This is a genomic window from Niveispirillum lacus (genome assembly GCF_002251795.1).
GTDB classification, from domain to species: Bacteria; Pseudomonadota; Alphaproteobacteria; order Azospirillales; family Azospirillaceae; genus Niveispirillum; species Niveispirillum lacus.
Genome location: NZ_NOXU01000024.1, coordinates 1 through 13250 on the forward strand (window position 1 = coordinate 1; position 13250 = coordinate 13250).

A 13250-nucleotide genomic window follows, 5' to 3' on the forward strand; every position below is an offset into this window, starting at 1 on the left:
CGTGCCAAGTGATGGCGAAGCGTGGAAGTTGAGGGTTTCTGCGGCACCCGGCTCTTCATTTACCTACTATTGACATAGAAAACATCGAGGTTTGCAAAGTGCAACATGCATAATGCAAATTATATTGCATTTTCCCACTCACCCTACGAAACAGCCACAACCTAACCTTTTGGTTATGCCAGCCAACAGGGGCTCAATCAGGGCCGCAATGGTTCAATCAGGTCCGGCACTCGGTCCTTTTCAACAGCTTCCAACCAGCAATCAGCCAGTCGGTCGGTCTCTGCCACTGCCGTGCGCCAGTATTTCTGACGGGTTACTGTATCCATACGCTGGAAGTCACCCCGATCCGGGATCTTCCCAAATGGCAGGGCTTGGGTGAATTCAACAGAGGGACAAAGCACCAGCATGCGCGACAAGCTGACCTCTCTTGCCCTGCGCCACGGCAGAGCCTTGTCAAACCAGCCCGGAATGATGCGATGGGAAAAATGCGGAAAGAGGATCAGACCAGGCGGCGTAAATGCCATATCCAGATGGTAATCCATGATGCCGCCATCCAGATAAAGACCGGGTCGTGCGCCATCGGGATCAATTACCCCTTCAAACACAAACGGCACCGCAGAGGATGCCAACAAGGCCGGCATCAGATTGCTGGCGGTCAGTGGGACCGATTGGGTCGGAAACTCCGCCAGAAGATCAAAGGGTGGCGGATCACGACGGTCGTAAAGCACAGTCCGTTCAAAAAACAGGGGCAGGCTGCGCCGGCTGGCCAGATTGGCAATGCCGGCCATTCCAAGCCCCAGACCCAGCCCGATCTTTCCCAGGGGCGGCTTAATCGGGCCTCGTCCCCGGACCGCCAGGATGGATTGTCGCATGAACGGATGGGACAGCACATGGTCAATGCCATCGGCACCAAAGATCAGACGCAGAAAGTTTCGGCAATGCTCGGTCAGTTCAGTTGCCGTCACCCTGTCGTCCACGCTGTAATCCAGGTAAGCAGCCTCGAACCTTTGTGCCGCCGCTACCCGGTCGGGCTGTGCCAGACAGGCAAAGCGCCATGTGCCGATGGAACTGCCCACCATATGCAGCGGCCGTGTCCGCTGCTGGAACCAGCGGCCGAACAGGGCCTGATCAAGACGGGTCAGGGCCAGCCACTTCGCGCCGCCGCTGGCACCGGCCACAACATCGAACATTTCCTCATACAGCCCGTCTCGGCGGATACGGGTCATCGCCTCTCGCCCGGCCAGAAAACGCAGGGGCTTGGAACACATCGAAGGACCGGCCATTTCTCAGGGGTATATCGCGCCGCAACATAGGCGTCCGACCGTCATCGGGCAAGGGGCGGCCTATTGACGGAAGGCCGTCAGGCGTGATGATAAAAGGTAATCCATACACGAGAACCGCCAGCGCAAGGCCTGACACGCATGTTCAACATCGCCACCGTGGATTTTAAGGCGCCAGACGCCGCCCAGCAGTTCGTGCGCTCCATGCACGAAACAGGTTTCGCCGTGCTGCGCAACCACCCGATTGATACAGGCCTGATTCAGGAATTGTACAAGGTCTGGTCGGGCTTCTTCGCCTGGGAAGGCAAATTCGACTATAAATTTGATCCGGAAATCCAGGACGGGTTTTTCCCTTTCAAGTCCGAAAACGCCAAAGACAGCGCACTGAAGGACCTGAAGGAATTCTACCATGTCTATCCGGGCCGCCGCCTGCCGCCGCAGGTAAAGGAGGCGACTGACCGCATGTATGCCGACCTTCTGTCGATGGGACAGACGCTGCTGACCTGGATTCAGGACAATGTACCGCCGAATGTACGTGACGCGTTTTTCGAACCGCTGCCCAGCATGATGACTGGGTCAACCAGCACCCTGTTCCGTGTCCTGCATTATCCGCCCATCGGCGAAGGGTATGAACCGGGGGCTGTGCGCGCTGCAGCCCATGAGGATATCAACCTGATCACCCTGCTGGTGACGGGCAGCGAACCAGGACTGCAGGCCCAGGATACGGCTGGCAACTGGCATGATGTGCCCTGCGACGCCGGCATGATCGCTGTCAATGGTGGCGACATGCTGAAACTGGCCTCGGGCAATTTCATCCCCGCCACACCCCACCGGGTGGTAAACCCGCCGCCGGAACATAATGTGGCGCGCTATTCCATGCCGATGTTCCTGCATCCCCGCCCGGATGTCCGCCTGTCAGCCGCATTGACGGCGGGTGAGTTCCTGGATCAGCGACTGCGTGAGATTGGTTTGAAGAAATAAGGACGAGTGTCCGGGGCGTGCGGGTCTACCGCACGCCGCCCGGCTGTTTGCCTTGCAGCCAGGCCAGCGACGCCGCTAGATGCGCCGCTGGCGTCGGCGACTCATCCTCCAGCACATACCAGTCAACGCCAGCCCTGCGGGCCGCGGCCAGCAACAGCGTCCAATCGACGCTGCCTTGACCAATGGGGGCGAAATCCCCCGGCGGGGCCGAACCGGTAAATTCACCGGTCGACGCACCAGGCCGCATGTCCTTCACATGCAACAGCTTTACCCTTCCCCCCAGCTTTTCCAGCAGGGCCACGGGATCGACCCCAGCCTTCAGCACCCAGAACACGTCCATCTGCAGGTCAACACAGCCCGGATCCAGGCCCGCTAGCAGTCGGTCCAGAAGGGTTCCCGCCCCGTCCGCCGCGAATTCATAGCCGTGCAGATGATACATCACGCGCAGGCCGGCCGCCTTCAAGGCTGGGCAGGCGGACCTGTAGGCGGCGATGGCGGCGTCGATCTCCGCCGGGCCAATGCCCTGGTTTGGACCGGCGCCCGGTGGTTTCAGCCACGCAACCCCGACATACCGATAGCCCACGATCGTCGCCGTATTGATGATGTCCTGCACATTGTCGCGCAATTCCTTGATGCCGACATGGGTACCCGATGCCGTCAGCCCCGCCTGATCCAGCAGTGCCTTGAAGGCGGCGGGCTCCAAGCCCAGCGTATTGAAGGCCTCCACCTGGGTGACCCCGCTGGCGCGCAGGGCCTTCAAAGTGGCGACCGGGTCACGGGCTAGGTCCTTGTGCAGGCTGTAAAGCTGTACTGCGATTTTGGCGTCGGGCACAGGTGGCGAAGCTCCCGCAATGGCCGCCGTGCTTGTTCCCAGCAGCAGGGCCAGCCCCACCATCATGCTGTATATCCCGTGCCTGCGCATGTTTCCACCGCCCCGCCGCTGATAGCGTTGTCAGTTAATCCTTCGCTTATCCCTGCATCCGCCTGTCCTGGCAAGCACCGATGAATCCACTTGAGAACAAAAAGGGAACATTGTATAAGAACACAAACAGAACATCTGCGACGATGGAGGATGTGATGCGACCGGCAATCCGACACAGCGCCCTGACCGGAAATGTGGGTCTGGCTAATTTCCGGGGCCACGATTTCGACATGCATTGTGTCTGCTGTGGGGAGGAATGCCGCTGGCGGACTGACTTGCTGGTCCGCCGTCACGGCCATGACTGGCCGGTGGCGGCGTTCAGCCGGGGTTTTGTCTGCCAGGGCTGCGGGGAGATTGGCACATCGGTGCTGCGTATTGTGGAACGGCCTGCCGATCAGCAGCACACACGGTTCCGCCGCATGGCCCCGCGTCCCATCCTGGGCGGTGGCCATATTCCATCCATGCCGGCCCATTGGCAGGCACGCGGAATGGAAGAGGGGGCCGCAGCCTAGAGCGCATCTGATTCAGATCGAAGTTTTTTGCATCGGGCATGAAGCGACGAAACGGAAAACCTTCTGTCTGTTGGGAGCGTGGTTGGCGGCCCTCAGACACCTGGGGGCTGCTTACCCCCCGTTGACCTGCATCAAGGGCATGTTTCTTTGGTTGCCATAGGGTAGACGGCAAAGGGTGGGCGACGGGTCTGCCCACCATTCCATAAGGAAGCCCGCCCCATGCTGCCGCAGAAGATGAAGGCTGCGATTGTCCGTTCCTATGGCGCCCCATTGTGCCTGGAGGAGGTCGCGGTGCCGCGGCCCGGTCCTGGTCAGATTCTGGTAAAGATTGCAGCATCCGGGGTCTGTCACACCGATCTGCATGCGGCAGATGGCGACTGGCCTGTAAAACCACCCCTGCCCTTCATCCCCGGACATGAAGGGGTGGGAACGGTTGTGGCGAGCGGTCTTGGCGTCACAACCGTACGGGAGGGCGACCGGGTTGGTGTGCCCTGGCTCTACACGGCTTGTGGTCATTGCGAACATTGCCTGACCGGATGGGAAACCTTGTGTACGGCCCAGCAGAACACGGGCTATTCGGTTAATGGTGGCTATGCCGAATATGTGCTGGCCGATCCCAACTTCGTGGGTCATCTGCCCGCCAGCGTCAGCTTCACCGACATCGCCCCGATCCTGTGTGCCGGGGTCACCGTCTATAAGGGGCTGAAAGAAACCGACACCCGACCCGGTCAGTGGGTGGTGATCAGCGGTATCGGCGGTCTGGGCCATGTGGCGGTTCAGTATGCCAAGGCTATGGGCTTGCATGTCGCTGCCGTCGATGTGGCTGACAGTAAGCTGGCCCTGGCCCGTGCGCTGGGCGCCGATCTGGTGGTCAACGCCACCAAGACCGATCCGGTGAGGGAGGTACAATCCGCCATTGGCGGCGCACACGGCGTCCTGGTCACTGCCGTCAGTCGCGCAGCCTTTGCCCAGGCCATCGGCATGACCCGCCGACATGGTACGGTCAGCTTGGTCGGCCTGCCGCCGGGCGACTTCCCCGTACCCATCTTCGATGTGGTGCTGAACCGGATCACCATCCGGGGTTCCATCGTCGGCACCCGTGCCGATCTGGCAGAGGCGCTGATGTTTGCTGGTGAGGGCAAGGTGAAGGCCACCGTGACGGTGGACAATCTCGACAACATCAACGCGGTGATGAACCGGTTGCGCGCCGGACAGGTCGACGGCCGCGTGGTACTGGCTGTGTAAAAATGCCTGTGCGGGGGGAGGCCGAACCAGATGGCATCCCCCCTTCCCCGCTTTACATCTGACGGCCTGTGCTATCCGTGCTGGCAAACACGGAATGCAGGAACCAGAGGATAAAGGTGGCCAGAAGCAGGAAGCCGCCCCATTGACGGCTGATGATCATGACCCCGCCGGCTGTGGCCAGAGCGGCAAGATAAAAGAACAGAGACTTTTTCATTATCAGGACTTTCTGCCGACACGTGTGGGCGGCAGCCCAGGGGGCGCCGTCACGGCACAACGTGCATATCCAAATCTAGGGGGGGATCAGACAGAACGAACGGTGGGCGGGCCGGTCGGCATGCGGGCAGCATGACCCGCACGATCCCTGTTCAGGTCAGGACCAAACTGCCCTCGCACAACGGGGGCAGACACGACTAATGCAACCTGATAGGCCCCGGTCGTGATGGCCTTTGTTGGCGGTGGATCGCCGTTGGAAAGATCGGGACGGGCCCGCGGACATTCGTCCTGCAGCAGCAGCGGCGCCGTCTCTGTCAGCGTTGTCCGAAGATTGCCGTTGGTAGAAAGACCATCACGCGCCCGTTCCGCTTCGGCGCCCGATATACCCAGGCCCGAAAGCGCCCCGGCCACCGCCAACATCAGCAGTAGCAACAGCGACTTTAGACGCCCCGGCCATTGCCGCAACCATCGGCGGGGACGCCCGATCAGCGGCTTGTCAACACAGGAAGGGGGTGGTTGCGGGATCATAGGGCCAAGGTGGGCGTGGATCAGACACAGTACAAGTAGTAAATTTCGCCGCTTAAGCGGAACGGGCCATGGTCAGTCCCTGCTGCAACGCCTGGCTCATCCGTTCCGCCTTGTCGCGCAGGGCCGCGGCTGGCGGCGGGGTGAACAGGCTGTCGACTGTTTGGGCGAACAGGGCGAGCCATCGCTGAAAATGATGGGCCTCCAGTCCCGGAATGCCCGCATGCACCTGCATCGGTCTTCCGTCATACCGGCCGGTGCCCAGGGTCACCGACGACCAGAAATCATGGACACGGCGCAAATGGGCCGCCCATTGCGCATCTCCCTCTCCCACCATCTGCTGGAAAACCGGACCCAAGACCGGGTCCAGCCGGGCAGCCGCATAGAACTCCACGACCAGGTGGGCCAGGCTGGCATCATCTATACGGTGAAAGGGAGGATCAGAAATGGTCATCTACCTATCTTAACCCCTTCCTGATGGCCACTGGCCTGTTTTTCGCGGACGGTTTGCGTTGCGCCCGCTGCTTGCCTTACTATCGGGGCAACAACAAACGGATGTATCCATGCCCCGCGGCGATCTTTTCTCCCCGCTCGACCCTTTTCAGACCGGCCGGTTGAAGGTCGACGATATTCACAACCTCTATTGGGAACAGAGTGGCAATCCTGACGGTGTGCCGGTCCTGTTCCTGCATGGGGGGCCGGGGGCTGGGGCTTCGCCCACGCATCGCCGTTTCTTCGATCCCACCTTCTACCGTATCGTGATCCTGGACCAGCGTGGTGCCGGTCGGTCGACTCCGCTGGGTGACCTGCGTAACAATGATATCCCGCATTTGGTGGCCGATCTGGAGGCCCTGCGGACACATCTTGGCATCGACCGCTGGATGGTCTTTGGTGGTTCCTGGGGTTCCACCTTGTCGATCGCCTATGCCGAAGCGCATCCCAACCGGGTGATCGGCTTGATCCTGCGCGGCATCTTCCTGATGCGCAAATCGGAGATCGACTGGTTCCTTTACGGGATGAAACACATCTTTCCGGAGGCCTGGGCACATTTTAATGCCTTTATCCCCGCTGGTGAACGGGGAGACCTGCTTGAAGCCTACTGGAAGCGGCTGACCAACCCGGATCCTTCTGTGCATTTGCCCGCAGCCCGCGTCTGGAGCATGTATGAGGGAGCCTGTTCTACCCTGATGCCCAGCCCGGAGCTGGTCTCCGCTTCCGGCGAGGATAATCATGCCCTTGGGCTGGCGCGGATCGAGGCGCATTATTTCCGAAATAATGGCCTAGACCCCGAGGATAAGCTGCTGCGGGATATCCGCACGATCAGGCACATCCCCGCTGTGATCATCCAGGGACGCTACGACATAGTCTGCCCGATCCGGACCGCCGATGAGTTGCATCGCGCTTGGCCGGAGGCAGACTATATCGTGGTCCCCGATGCCGGGCACAGTGCCATGGAACCGGGCGTGCGCACCGCGCTGGTCCAGGCCACGGAACGATTTAAGACACTGCGCTAGAGCCTGAGTTCACCGTTTGAGTGCCTGGGCGCACCGTATAGCGGACAAATCCGTCATGGCCACCCGTAAGCTTGTCATACAGGATACGGGCGGTCGTGTTGGTTTCTTGGGTGTGCCAGTAGACCCGGCCCCAACCCGCCTTGTCGCCCATCTCCACCAGTCGATTGATCAATGCGCTACCGACGCCCTGTCCCCGCGCCGTTTCGACGGTGAACAGATCCTCCAGATAACAGAGCAACTGTGCCGACCATGTATGCGGGTGCAGCACGTAATGGCAAAGCCCAAGCAGGTGGCCATCGGCATCGGTTGCGACCAGTCCCTTGACCGGCGCAGAAGGGTCCATAATGCGGGACCAGAGCGTACCGGTCACCCGTTCGGGCACCTCAACCTTGTAGAAGCGGCAATAGGCATCCCACAGGCTGCGCCACTGCGTACGGTCCGTTGCCACAAGTGGCCGCACAACTGAAACAAGTGTCATTATCCACTCTTTCGCCCAAGCTGTCGGTCTCTGGATATTACATCCTCACCCTGTCCTGTCCATCCCGGCTGTCGGCGGCAAGGTCCGTTCAGCCGCGACTACAGAAGATCAGATGCGATTTTCCCCATATTCACAAGCCCCTGGCCAAAAGAGTGCGATGCCTGCCCCTTGTCACAGGCCAGCCGCCTGTGGCATCAGGTTTGACTTAGCCGACAAAACAGCGGCGGATCGGAACGGCGCATGCGGACCCTCTTTCACCATCCCCTCTCCCCCTTCTCACGCAAGGTGCGGGTGGCGCTGGCTGAAAAGCGCCTGGAATTTGCCCTGGAACTGGAAAAACCCTGGGAACGGCGAGAGGTGTTCATGCTGATGAACCCCGCTGGAGAGGTCCCGGTTCTGGTGGAGGCTGATGGCGCGGTGATCGCCGACCAGAATGCGATCTGCGAGTATCTGGAGGATGCTTATCCGACCACAACCCTACTCGGTAGCGACGTTGCGCAGCGGGTGGAGGTCCGGCGTCTGGCCGGCTGGTTCGATGTCAAGTTCAAGACAGAAGTAACGGACCTTCTGGTCGGGGAAAAACTGTTCAAGCGCTTCTCCGGCCAGGGAACGCCGCATGCCCAGTCGATCCGCGCCGGGCTGGCCAATATCCATTATCACCTGGACTATATCGGTTGGCTGTGTGACCGGCGGACCTGGCTGGCCGGCGATCAGTTCAGTTGGGCGGACATTGCCGCGGCTGCGCAATTATCCACCATCGACTATCTTGGGGATGTACCCTGGGATGACCATCCGGAGGCGAAGAATTTCTACGCACGGGTGAAAAGCCGACCCAGCTTCCGCCACATCCTGACCGACCACCAGCCGGGGCTGCCGCCGCCCAAACATTACGCCGATCTCGATTTCTGATCCTTTCCGCATTCTTGTCGCAATTCGGCCCCACACGGCAGGGTAGGATTTGTCCATGGGCGAACAGGCCCGAACAAGAAGACAGTGGAGAGATCACATGCGCCGGTCGTTGGTTTCCTTGGCCCTTGCCAGTCTGCTGGTAACCGCAGGCCCGGCCGTTTCCGCCCAGAATGTGGCATCGCCCGTGACCGACACCGTGACGCTGACCCTGTCGGCTGAAGAATGGGTGAAAACGGAGACGGCGCTGGTAACCCTGGTGGTAGACTTGGCCGGCAATGGCAATAGCGGCACGGTCCGCAATGATGTGCTGAAGGCTGTTGCCGGCATTGCGGACCGTGCCGACTGGCGCATCATTGCTCTTAACCCGCAAAGCGACAGTGCTGGGCTGGAACGATGGCAGGCCTTGTTGCAGGCCCGCCTGCCAGAAAACCAACTGGCATCTCTCGGGGATCGGGCGAAAAAGGCCAGCAAGCCTGGCCAGCAGGTGCGTGTCGACAACATGGCCTTCGATCCCACCCTGGCCGAGACTGAAGCGACACGCGCCATCCTACGCGACAAGATCTACACGCAGGTGAATGCCGAATTGAAGCGCCTGAACGACGCGTTCCCCGGCCGGACATACCGCGTTGGCATGATCCAGTTCGGAGATGTCAACAGCATCAGCGTCAGCGGTTACCGCAAGTCGGAAATGATGGTTGCCGCCGCTCCATCGGCCCCGATGGCTGATGCCCTGCCCGGTGTCCAGGACAAGCTGGAAATGAATGCCCGGATCACTTTCTCGGTCTTTGCCACACCTTGAACCCCAACGTGGCCGGGCAACGGATTCATCCGGCGAGCCAAGTATTGAGGCCATAGAGCAGACCGCCGATCGCGGCACCCAACAGGGTGCCGTTGATACGGATATATTGCAGGTCACGACCAACCCGCAGTTCAAGGCGGCGGGTGAACTCTCCCACATCTTGCGCTTTCAGGGTCTTGGCCACAAATTCCCTGATCGCCTGACGCCAGCGTGGCAAGGCGGCTGTAAAGGCCTGTTCAACCGCTTGGTTCAGCCGGTCACGTACCGGCGGTTCCTGCATGGCACCTGCCAGCGATTCGGCCACGCTATGCAGCGCAGACCGGATGTGACCATCGGCGCGCTCCAGATCGCGGAGGGCAGCATCGCGCAGCCCCGCCAGCAGGTCATGGAGCAGGGGGCCAGCTACGGTTGGCCCTGTGAACTGCCGCAACGCTTCGAGCAGGCGTTGGGCCAGTTCGCTGCCGTCCGCCACTTCGTCGGGAAGGGCTTTCAGCCAGTCACGCAGTTCCTGTCCTGCTGGGGCATGTGGGCTGCGCAGGTCCCAGAGATGGCCCAGCACGGCCTCGTTGATCGTATCCGCCAGCGATTTATCGACCGAGGAGGGCATCCACCAGCGCGACTTGCCGGCCACCGCCGCCTCCACAAAACCGCGCTTGCTGTGAACCAGATGGATCAAGCGATCTACAACCTCCCGCAGCAGCGGCTCCAGGGCATCGCTGTTCACGAAATGCCGGAGCGCACCAGCCAGCGCCGGACGCAGGTCGGCCTGCGAGAGCCCTGCCGCTAGCGCACGACCCAGTGCCTGCGCCAGGGGCGCATCCCCCTGGCTAGACAACAGACCGGGCAACATGCCCGCGACCAGATCGACCATCCTGCCCCGGTCTGCGGGGTCGGCCAGAAGGCCCGCGATCCGGGCTGCCGGGTCCATACGTCGTACCTGCTCCACCAGCATGGCGGGTTCCAGGAACTCCCGGTCGATATAGGCGGCGATCCCATCGGCGATACGGTCACGATTGCGCGGCACCAGCGCCGTGTGCGGAATGGGCAGGCCCAGCGGGCGGCGGAACAGGGCAGTCACCGCAAACCAATCCGCAAGGCCCCCGACCATCCCTGCTTCAGCAATGGCCCGCAAAGCCGGGGCAATGCCGGCCGGCATGAAAGGCGCGTGACTGACGGCCCAGCCACCGGCGGCCAACGCCAGACAGCCCCCCGCCAGCCAGCGATGGCGCGACAGGTCGCGCGCCAGACTATCATCATCAGCGGGGTCGGGCAGGCTGTTCGGACTTGGGTCGATACTGCTCATATCGTGATGCTACTCCCGCCGGGCGGCCCATGTGCGGAGATTTACCCACCCGTAACAAGGCCGATACCATGTGACTCTGTGGCCATCTGGGCGGCCAATCCCTCTCGATAGGTAGGGTGGACCAGCCGATAACCCAAGATTTGTTTCAGCCGGTCGTTCCGGACGCGCCGATTGTCAGCATAGAAACTGGCGGCCATGGCCGACATGGACGCAGGGTCGAACGGTTCAAACGGCGGCGGCTCCACCCCCAGCAGACCCGCGGCATACGCCACCACCTGGGCGGCAGGCGCTGGCTCATCATCCACGATGTTAAAGGCCATGCCTGGCATCGGCCGCGCCATGGAGGCAATCAGGCCCCCAACGATATCGTCAACATGAATGCGACAGAAGACCTGGCCAGCCTTGTCGATCCGCCGCGCGGTACCCGCACGAATCGAATCGATGGCGCTGCGCCCCGGACCGTAAATGCCGGGAAGGCGGAACAGATGAACCGGCAGACCGTGATGTATGTGCAAATCCATCCAGCCCTGTTCAGCCAGTACCCGCCGCTGTCCGCGGGGACCGGCAGCGTTCAAGGGGGAGGTCTCATCCACCCATTGGCCACCCGTGTCACCATAGACACCGGTGGTCGACAGATAGCCGACCCAACGCAGGACATTGGCTCGTGAGGCGATATCCGACCCATGGGTGTCCAGCACCGGATCGCCACGATCATCCGGCGGCACCGATGACAGGAGATGGGTCACACCGTCCAGGGCTGACGCCCAGTCGGCAATCGGCTGGCCGCGGTCACAAAGGAAGGCATCAATACCAGCCGCGCGCAGGGCAGCTGCCTTTTCCGCCCCCCGCGTTGTACCGGCAACAGACCAGCCACGCCTGCGCAGACAATCAGCCAGCCGCAGCGACGTGTAACCCAGGCCAAAGATGAACAACCGGCCAGCCGGCAGGGGATGCAGATTGATCATGACTTTTTTGACACTTGCCTACTGGGGAGGGATCAGGATTTGTACCGTGCTATGAGCCGCTTTCTCAATGCCGGGGCGTTGACCGCCCTCACCCTCCTGAGCCTGCCGTTATCTGTGGCGGGCCATGAAGGAACCGTTTTCGCCAACCGTGCCGCCTGTCTGGCCCGTGCGGAGGAGCTGCCAGACTTCGCATTCGAAGAGGCAAAGCTGTGGGAAAGGCAAGGTGCCGGGTCAGAGGCCCGCTTGTGCCAGGCGCTGGCGCTGCTGCTACGCGGCGACTGGTTGCTGGCGGCCCCGGCTCTGGAGGCAACAGCAGATGAAATGGTACGCGAATCGGCGTCCATGCGTGCCAACCTGTACAGCCGGGCCGCCATGGCCTGGTCCAACGCCCACAAACTGCCGGAAGCGGAAGTGGCGTTCGGCAAGGCTCTGGAACTGACCCCGCGTGATCCGCAGATTCTGATGGATCGTGCCATTGCGCGCGCCGGCATCGAGAAATACTGGGACGCCATCACCGACCTGGACCGGGTGATCGAACTCTCCCCGAAGATGGCAGAGGCGTGGCTGCTGCGGGCCCAGGCGCATCATGTGCTGGCGCTGGATGCCAAGTCGATGGTGGATGTGGAGGCGGCTCTTCGCCTGGCCCCGCAGAGCGGGGAGGCCCTATTGCTCCGCGGCAATCTGCGCGCGGCAAAAAGCGACATGATCCATGCCAAGCAGGATTGGGAGGCCGTGCGTCGTGTGGCACCGGGGTCACCGGCTTCGACTATTGCCTTGCAGAACCTAAACGCCCTGGACCGCGCCCAATCGGAACAGAAGCGCGAGTTGAAGCAGAAGAAGGAACAGTAAGGGTCGGCATCCGCTTCCGTCAGTTCCTCATAGAAAACAGATGTTCCACACCGTGGATGATCTCGGCCAACACCGGGCGCGCTGTCTGGAAACAGCCCGGACATGGCGCCGCAGAACATGGCGAAGCCCTGTGCAAGATCAGCAGCGTGGCAAATGTGAACCCAGCATGGCCGAATAGGTAATCACCCGGACCTTCTGGGCATAGTTCGAGTGGCCCCGGATGCCCCTCCCGGTAAACGGATTGCATCAGGTTCGGTGGCAGGGGGCGCGTTGCGGAAATCCCGAACCGTCAACGGCCGGTGAACCTTCCGTTGCACCGCACCCCGGCGGCTGGACCCGCCGGCTGAAAGGCTGGGTCCGGAACATCTGCTTACCACGGCACCTGTCAGGCACCGGCACACGGCCGCGTCGTCACGATCACGCGCCCCGCGGCCCCCACAGAATTGTCGCTGCCCCCGCCAGGCATAACGCCGCCCCCGCAATGTCCCAGCGGTCGGGCTTTTGCCCTTCCACCAGCCACAACCAGGTCAACGAGGCAGCGATATAGACCCCACCATAAGCGGCAAAGGCCCGGCCCGCCGCATCGACGGGTACGCGGGTGAGAACCCACGCAAACAGTGCCAGACTGGCCATGCCGGGCACGAGCCAGAGGGCTGACCGCCCGTCCCGCATCCAGGCCCAGAACGCGAAGCAGCCAGCGATTTCCGCGAAGGCGGCCACGATATAGAGTAGGGCCGTGCCGCCCGCCACGGGCC

The 13250-nt window shown here is 61.6% G+C and carries 16 protein-coding genes; 7 read left to right on the forward strand and 9 right to left on the reverse strand.

The annotated features are described in order from the left end of the window. Positions 1 to 197 precede the first annotated feature (197 nt). Entirely contained in the window at positions 198 to 1268 is a 1071-nt protein-coding gene (locus CHU95_RS05715; protein ID WP_094454642.1) for a patatin-like phospholipase family protein, read from the reverse strand. Between the two features lie 153 nt (positions 1269 to 1421). On the opposite strand from CHU95_RS05715, the gene CHU95_RS05720 reads away from it, so the two are divergent. Then, the gene (locus CHU95_RS05720; protein WP_094454644.1) at positions 1422 to 2261 is read left to right on the forward strand and encodes an isopenicillin N synthase family dioxygenase; all 840 of its coding nucleotides are present in this window, start codon (positions 1422 to 1424) and stop codon (positions 2259 to 2261) included. A gap of 25 nt (positions 2262 to 2286) precedes the next feature. On the opposite strand, the gene CHU95_RS05725 is transcribed toward CHU95_RS05720, so the two are convergent. Then, entirely contained in the window at positions 2287 to 3159 is an 873-nt protein-coding gene (locus CHU95_RS05725; RefSeq protein WP_165772031.1) for a sugar phosphate isomerase/epimerase family protein, read from the reverse strand. Between the two features lie 179 nt (positions 3160 to 3338). Between CHU95_RS05725 and CHU95_RS05730 the strand changes: the two genes are divergently transcribed. Both CHU95_RS05730 and CHU95_RS05735 read left to right on the forward strand, forming a co-directional pair. Beyond that, entirely contained in the window at positions 3339 to 3695 is a 357-nt protein-coding gene (locus tag CHU95_RS05730) for a hypothetical protein (RefSeq protein ID WP_133065445.1), read from the forward strand. 219 nt (positions 3696 to 3914) lie between these two features. Then, the gene (locus CHU95_RS05735) at positions 3915 to 4940 is read left to right on the forward strand and encodes a zinc-dependent alcohol dehydrogenase (RefSeq protein WP_094454650.1); all 1026 of its coding nucleotides are present in this window, start codon (positions 3915 to 3917) and stop codon (positions 4938 to 4940) included. A gap of 52 nt (positions 4941 to 4992) precedes the next feature. Here the strand turns inward: CHU95_RS05735 and CHU95_RS22345 are convergent, their stop codons facing one another. From CHU95_RS22345 to CHU95_RS05745, 3 genes are all read right to left on the reverse strand, one after another. Continuing rightward, positions 4993 to 5154 (reverse strand): hypothetical protein, encoded by a 162-nt coding sequence (locus CHU95_RS22345; RefSeq protein WP_165772032.1) that lies wholly within the window; start codon positions 5152 to 5154, stop codon positions 4993 to 4995. 86 nt (positions 5155 to 5240) lie between these two features. Beyond that, positions 5241 to 5585, reverse strand: a complete 345-nt coding sequence (locus CHU95_RS05740; protein ID WP_133065446.1) for a hypothetical protein — start codon at positions 5583 to 5585, stop codon at positions 5241 to 5243. A 148-nt stretch (positions 5586 to 5733) separates the two neighbouring features. Further along, positions 5734 to 6132: a group III truncated hemoglobin gene (locus CHU95_RS05745; protein ID WP_094454654.1), complete on the reverse strand. Its 399-nt coding sequence runs from the start codon at positions 6130 to 6132 to the stop codon at positions 5734 to 5736. A gap of 109 nt (positions 6133 to 6241) precedes the next feature. On the opposite strand from CHU95_RS05745, the gene pip reads away from it, so the two are divergent. Then, positions 6242 to 7192: a prolyl aminopeptidase gene (gene pip / locus CHU95_RS05750; protein ID WP_094454656.1), complete on the forward strand. Its 951-nt coding sequence runs from the start codon at positions 6242 to 6244 to the stop codon at positions 7190 to 7192. On the opposite strand, the gene CHU95_RS05755 is transcribed toward pip, so the two are convergent. Next, the gene (locus tag CHU95_RS05755) at positions 7176 to 7670 is read right to left on the reverse strand and encodes a GNAT family N-acetyltransferase (RefSeq protein WP_094454658.1); all 495 of its coding nucleotides are present in this window, start codon (positions 7668 to 7670) and stop codon (positions 7176 to 7178) included. The two genes, pip and CHU95_RS05755, sit on opposite strands and share 17 nt — an antisense overlap. Positions 7671 to 7910: 240 nt before the next feature. On the opposite strand from CHU95_RS05755, the gene CHU95_RS05760 reads away from it, so the two are divergent. Together CHU95_RS05760 and CHU95_RS05765 are read left to right on the forward strand one after the other, a co-directional pair. Further along, positions 7911 to 8579 carry a glutathione S-transferase family protein gene (locus CHU95_RS05760; RefSeq protein ID WP_094454660.1) on the forward strand — a complete coding sequence of 223 codons (669 nt, stop codon included), beginning with the start codon at positions 7911 to 7913 and terminating at the stop codon, positions 8577 to 8579. Positions 8580 to 8676: 97 nt separating this feature from the next. Next, complete coding sequence (locus CHU95_RS05765; RefSeq protein ID WP_094454662.1) at positions 8677 to 9378, forward strand: hypothetical protein; 702 nt, start codon at positions 8677 to 8679, stop codon at positions 9376 to 9378. A gap of 25 nt (positions 9379 to 9403) precedes the next feature. Here the strand turns inward: CHU95_RS05765 and CHU95_RS05770 are convergent, their stop codons facing one another. Together CHU95_RS05770 and CHU95_RS05775 are read right to left on the reverse strand one after the other, a co-directional pair. Next, positions 9404 to 10681: a DUF445 domain-containing protein gene (locus CHU95_RS05770; protein ID WP_094454664.1), complete on the reverse strand. Its 1278-nt coding sequence runs from the start codon at positions 10679 to 10681 to the stop codon at positions 9404 to 9406. Positions 10682 to 10722: 41 nt separating this feature from the next. After that, complete coding sequence (locus CHU95_RS05775) at positions 10723 to 11646, reverse strand: SDR family oxidoreductase (protein WP_207762395.1); 924 nt, start codon at positions 11644 to 11646, stop codon at positions 10723 to 10725. Between the two features lie 51 nt (positions 11647 to 11697). Between CHU95_RS05775 and CHU95_RS05780 the strand changes: the two genes are divergently transcribed. Continuing rightward, positions 11698 to 12495, forward strand: coding sequence for a tetratricopeptide repeat protein (locus CHU95_RS05780; protein ID WP_094454666.1), 798 nt, complete (start codon positions 11698 to 11700; stop codon positions 12493 to 12495). Positions 12496 to 12912: 417 nt separating this feature from the next. On the opposite strand, the gene CHU95_RS05785 is transcribed toward CHU95_RS05780, so the two are convergent. Beyond that, positions 12913 to 13245: a YnfA family protein gene (locus CHU95_RS05785; RefSeq protein WP_094454668.1), complete on the reverse strand. Its 333-nt coding sequence runs from the start codon at positions 13243 to 13245 to the stop codon at positions 12913 to 12915. Positions 13246 to 13250 lie beyond the last annotated feature (5 nt).

Bases quoted from the DNA above. Each gene is read 5' to 3' on its own strand.
- CHU95_RS05725 (WP_165772031.1), bottom strand. From the start codon at position 3,159: ATGATGGTGGGGCTGGCCCTGCTGCTGGGAACAAGCACGGCGGCCATT.
- CHU95_RS05730 (WP_133065445.1), top strand. From the start codon at position 3,339: ATGCGACCGGCAATCCGACACAGCGCCCTGACCGGAAATGTGGGTCTG.
- CHU95_RS05755 (WP_094454658.1), bottom strand. From the start codon at position 7,670: ATGACACTTGTTTCAGTTGTGCGGCCACTTGTGGCAACGGACCGTACG.
- CHU95_RS05745 (WP_094454654.1), bottom strand. From the start codon at position 6,132: ATGACCATTTCTGATCCTCCCTTTCACCGTATAGATGATGCCAGCCTG.
- CHU95_RS05780 (WP_094454666.1), top strand. From the start codon at position 11,698: ATGAGCCGCTTTCTCAATGCCGGGGCGTTGACCGCCCTCACCCTCCTG.
- CHU95_RS05775 (WP_207762395.1), bottom strand. From the start codon at position 11,646: ATGATCAATCTGCATCCCCTGCCGGCTGGCCGGTTGTTCATCTTTGGC.
- CHU95_RS05770 (WP_094454664.1), bottom strand. From the start codon at position 10,681: ATGAGCAGTATCGACCCAAGTCCGAACAGCCTGCCCGACCCCGCTGAT.
- CHU95_RS05765 (WP_094454662.1), top strand. From the start codon at position 8,677: ATGCGCCGGTCGTTGGTTTCCTTGGCCCTTGCCAGTCTGCTGGTAACC.
- CHU95_RS05715 (WP_094454642.1), bottom strand. From the start codon at position 1,268: ATGTGTTCCAAGCCCCTGCGTTTTCTGGCCGGGCGAGAGGCGATGACC.
- CHU95_RS22345 (WP_165772032.1), bottom strand. From the start codon at position 5,154: ATGAAAAAGTCTCTGTTCTTTTATCTTGCCGCTCTGGCCACAGCCGGC.
- CHU95_RS05735 (WP_094454650.1), top strand. From the start codon at position 3,915: ATGCTGCCGCAGAAGATGAAGGCTGCGATTGTCCGTTCCTATGGCGCC.
- CHU95_RS05720 (WP_094454644.1), top strand. From the start codon at position 1,422: ATGTTCAACATCGCCACCGTGGATTTTAAGGCGCCAGACGCCGCCCAG.
- pip (WP_094454656.1), top strand. From the start codon at position 6,242: ATGCCCCGCGGCGATCTTTTCTCCCCGCTCGACCCTTTTCAGACCGGC.
- CHU95_RS05760 (WP_094454660.1), top strand. From the start codon at position 7,911: ATGCGGACCCTCTTTCACCATCCCCTCTCCCCCTTCTCACGCAAGGTG.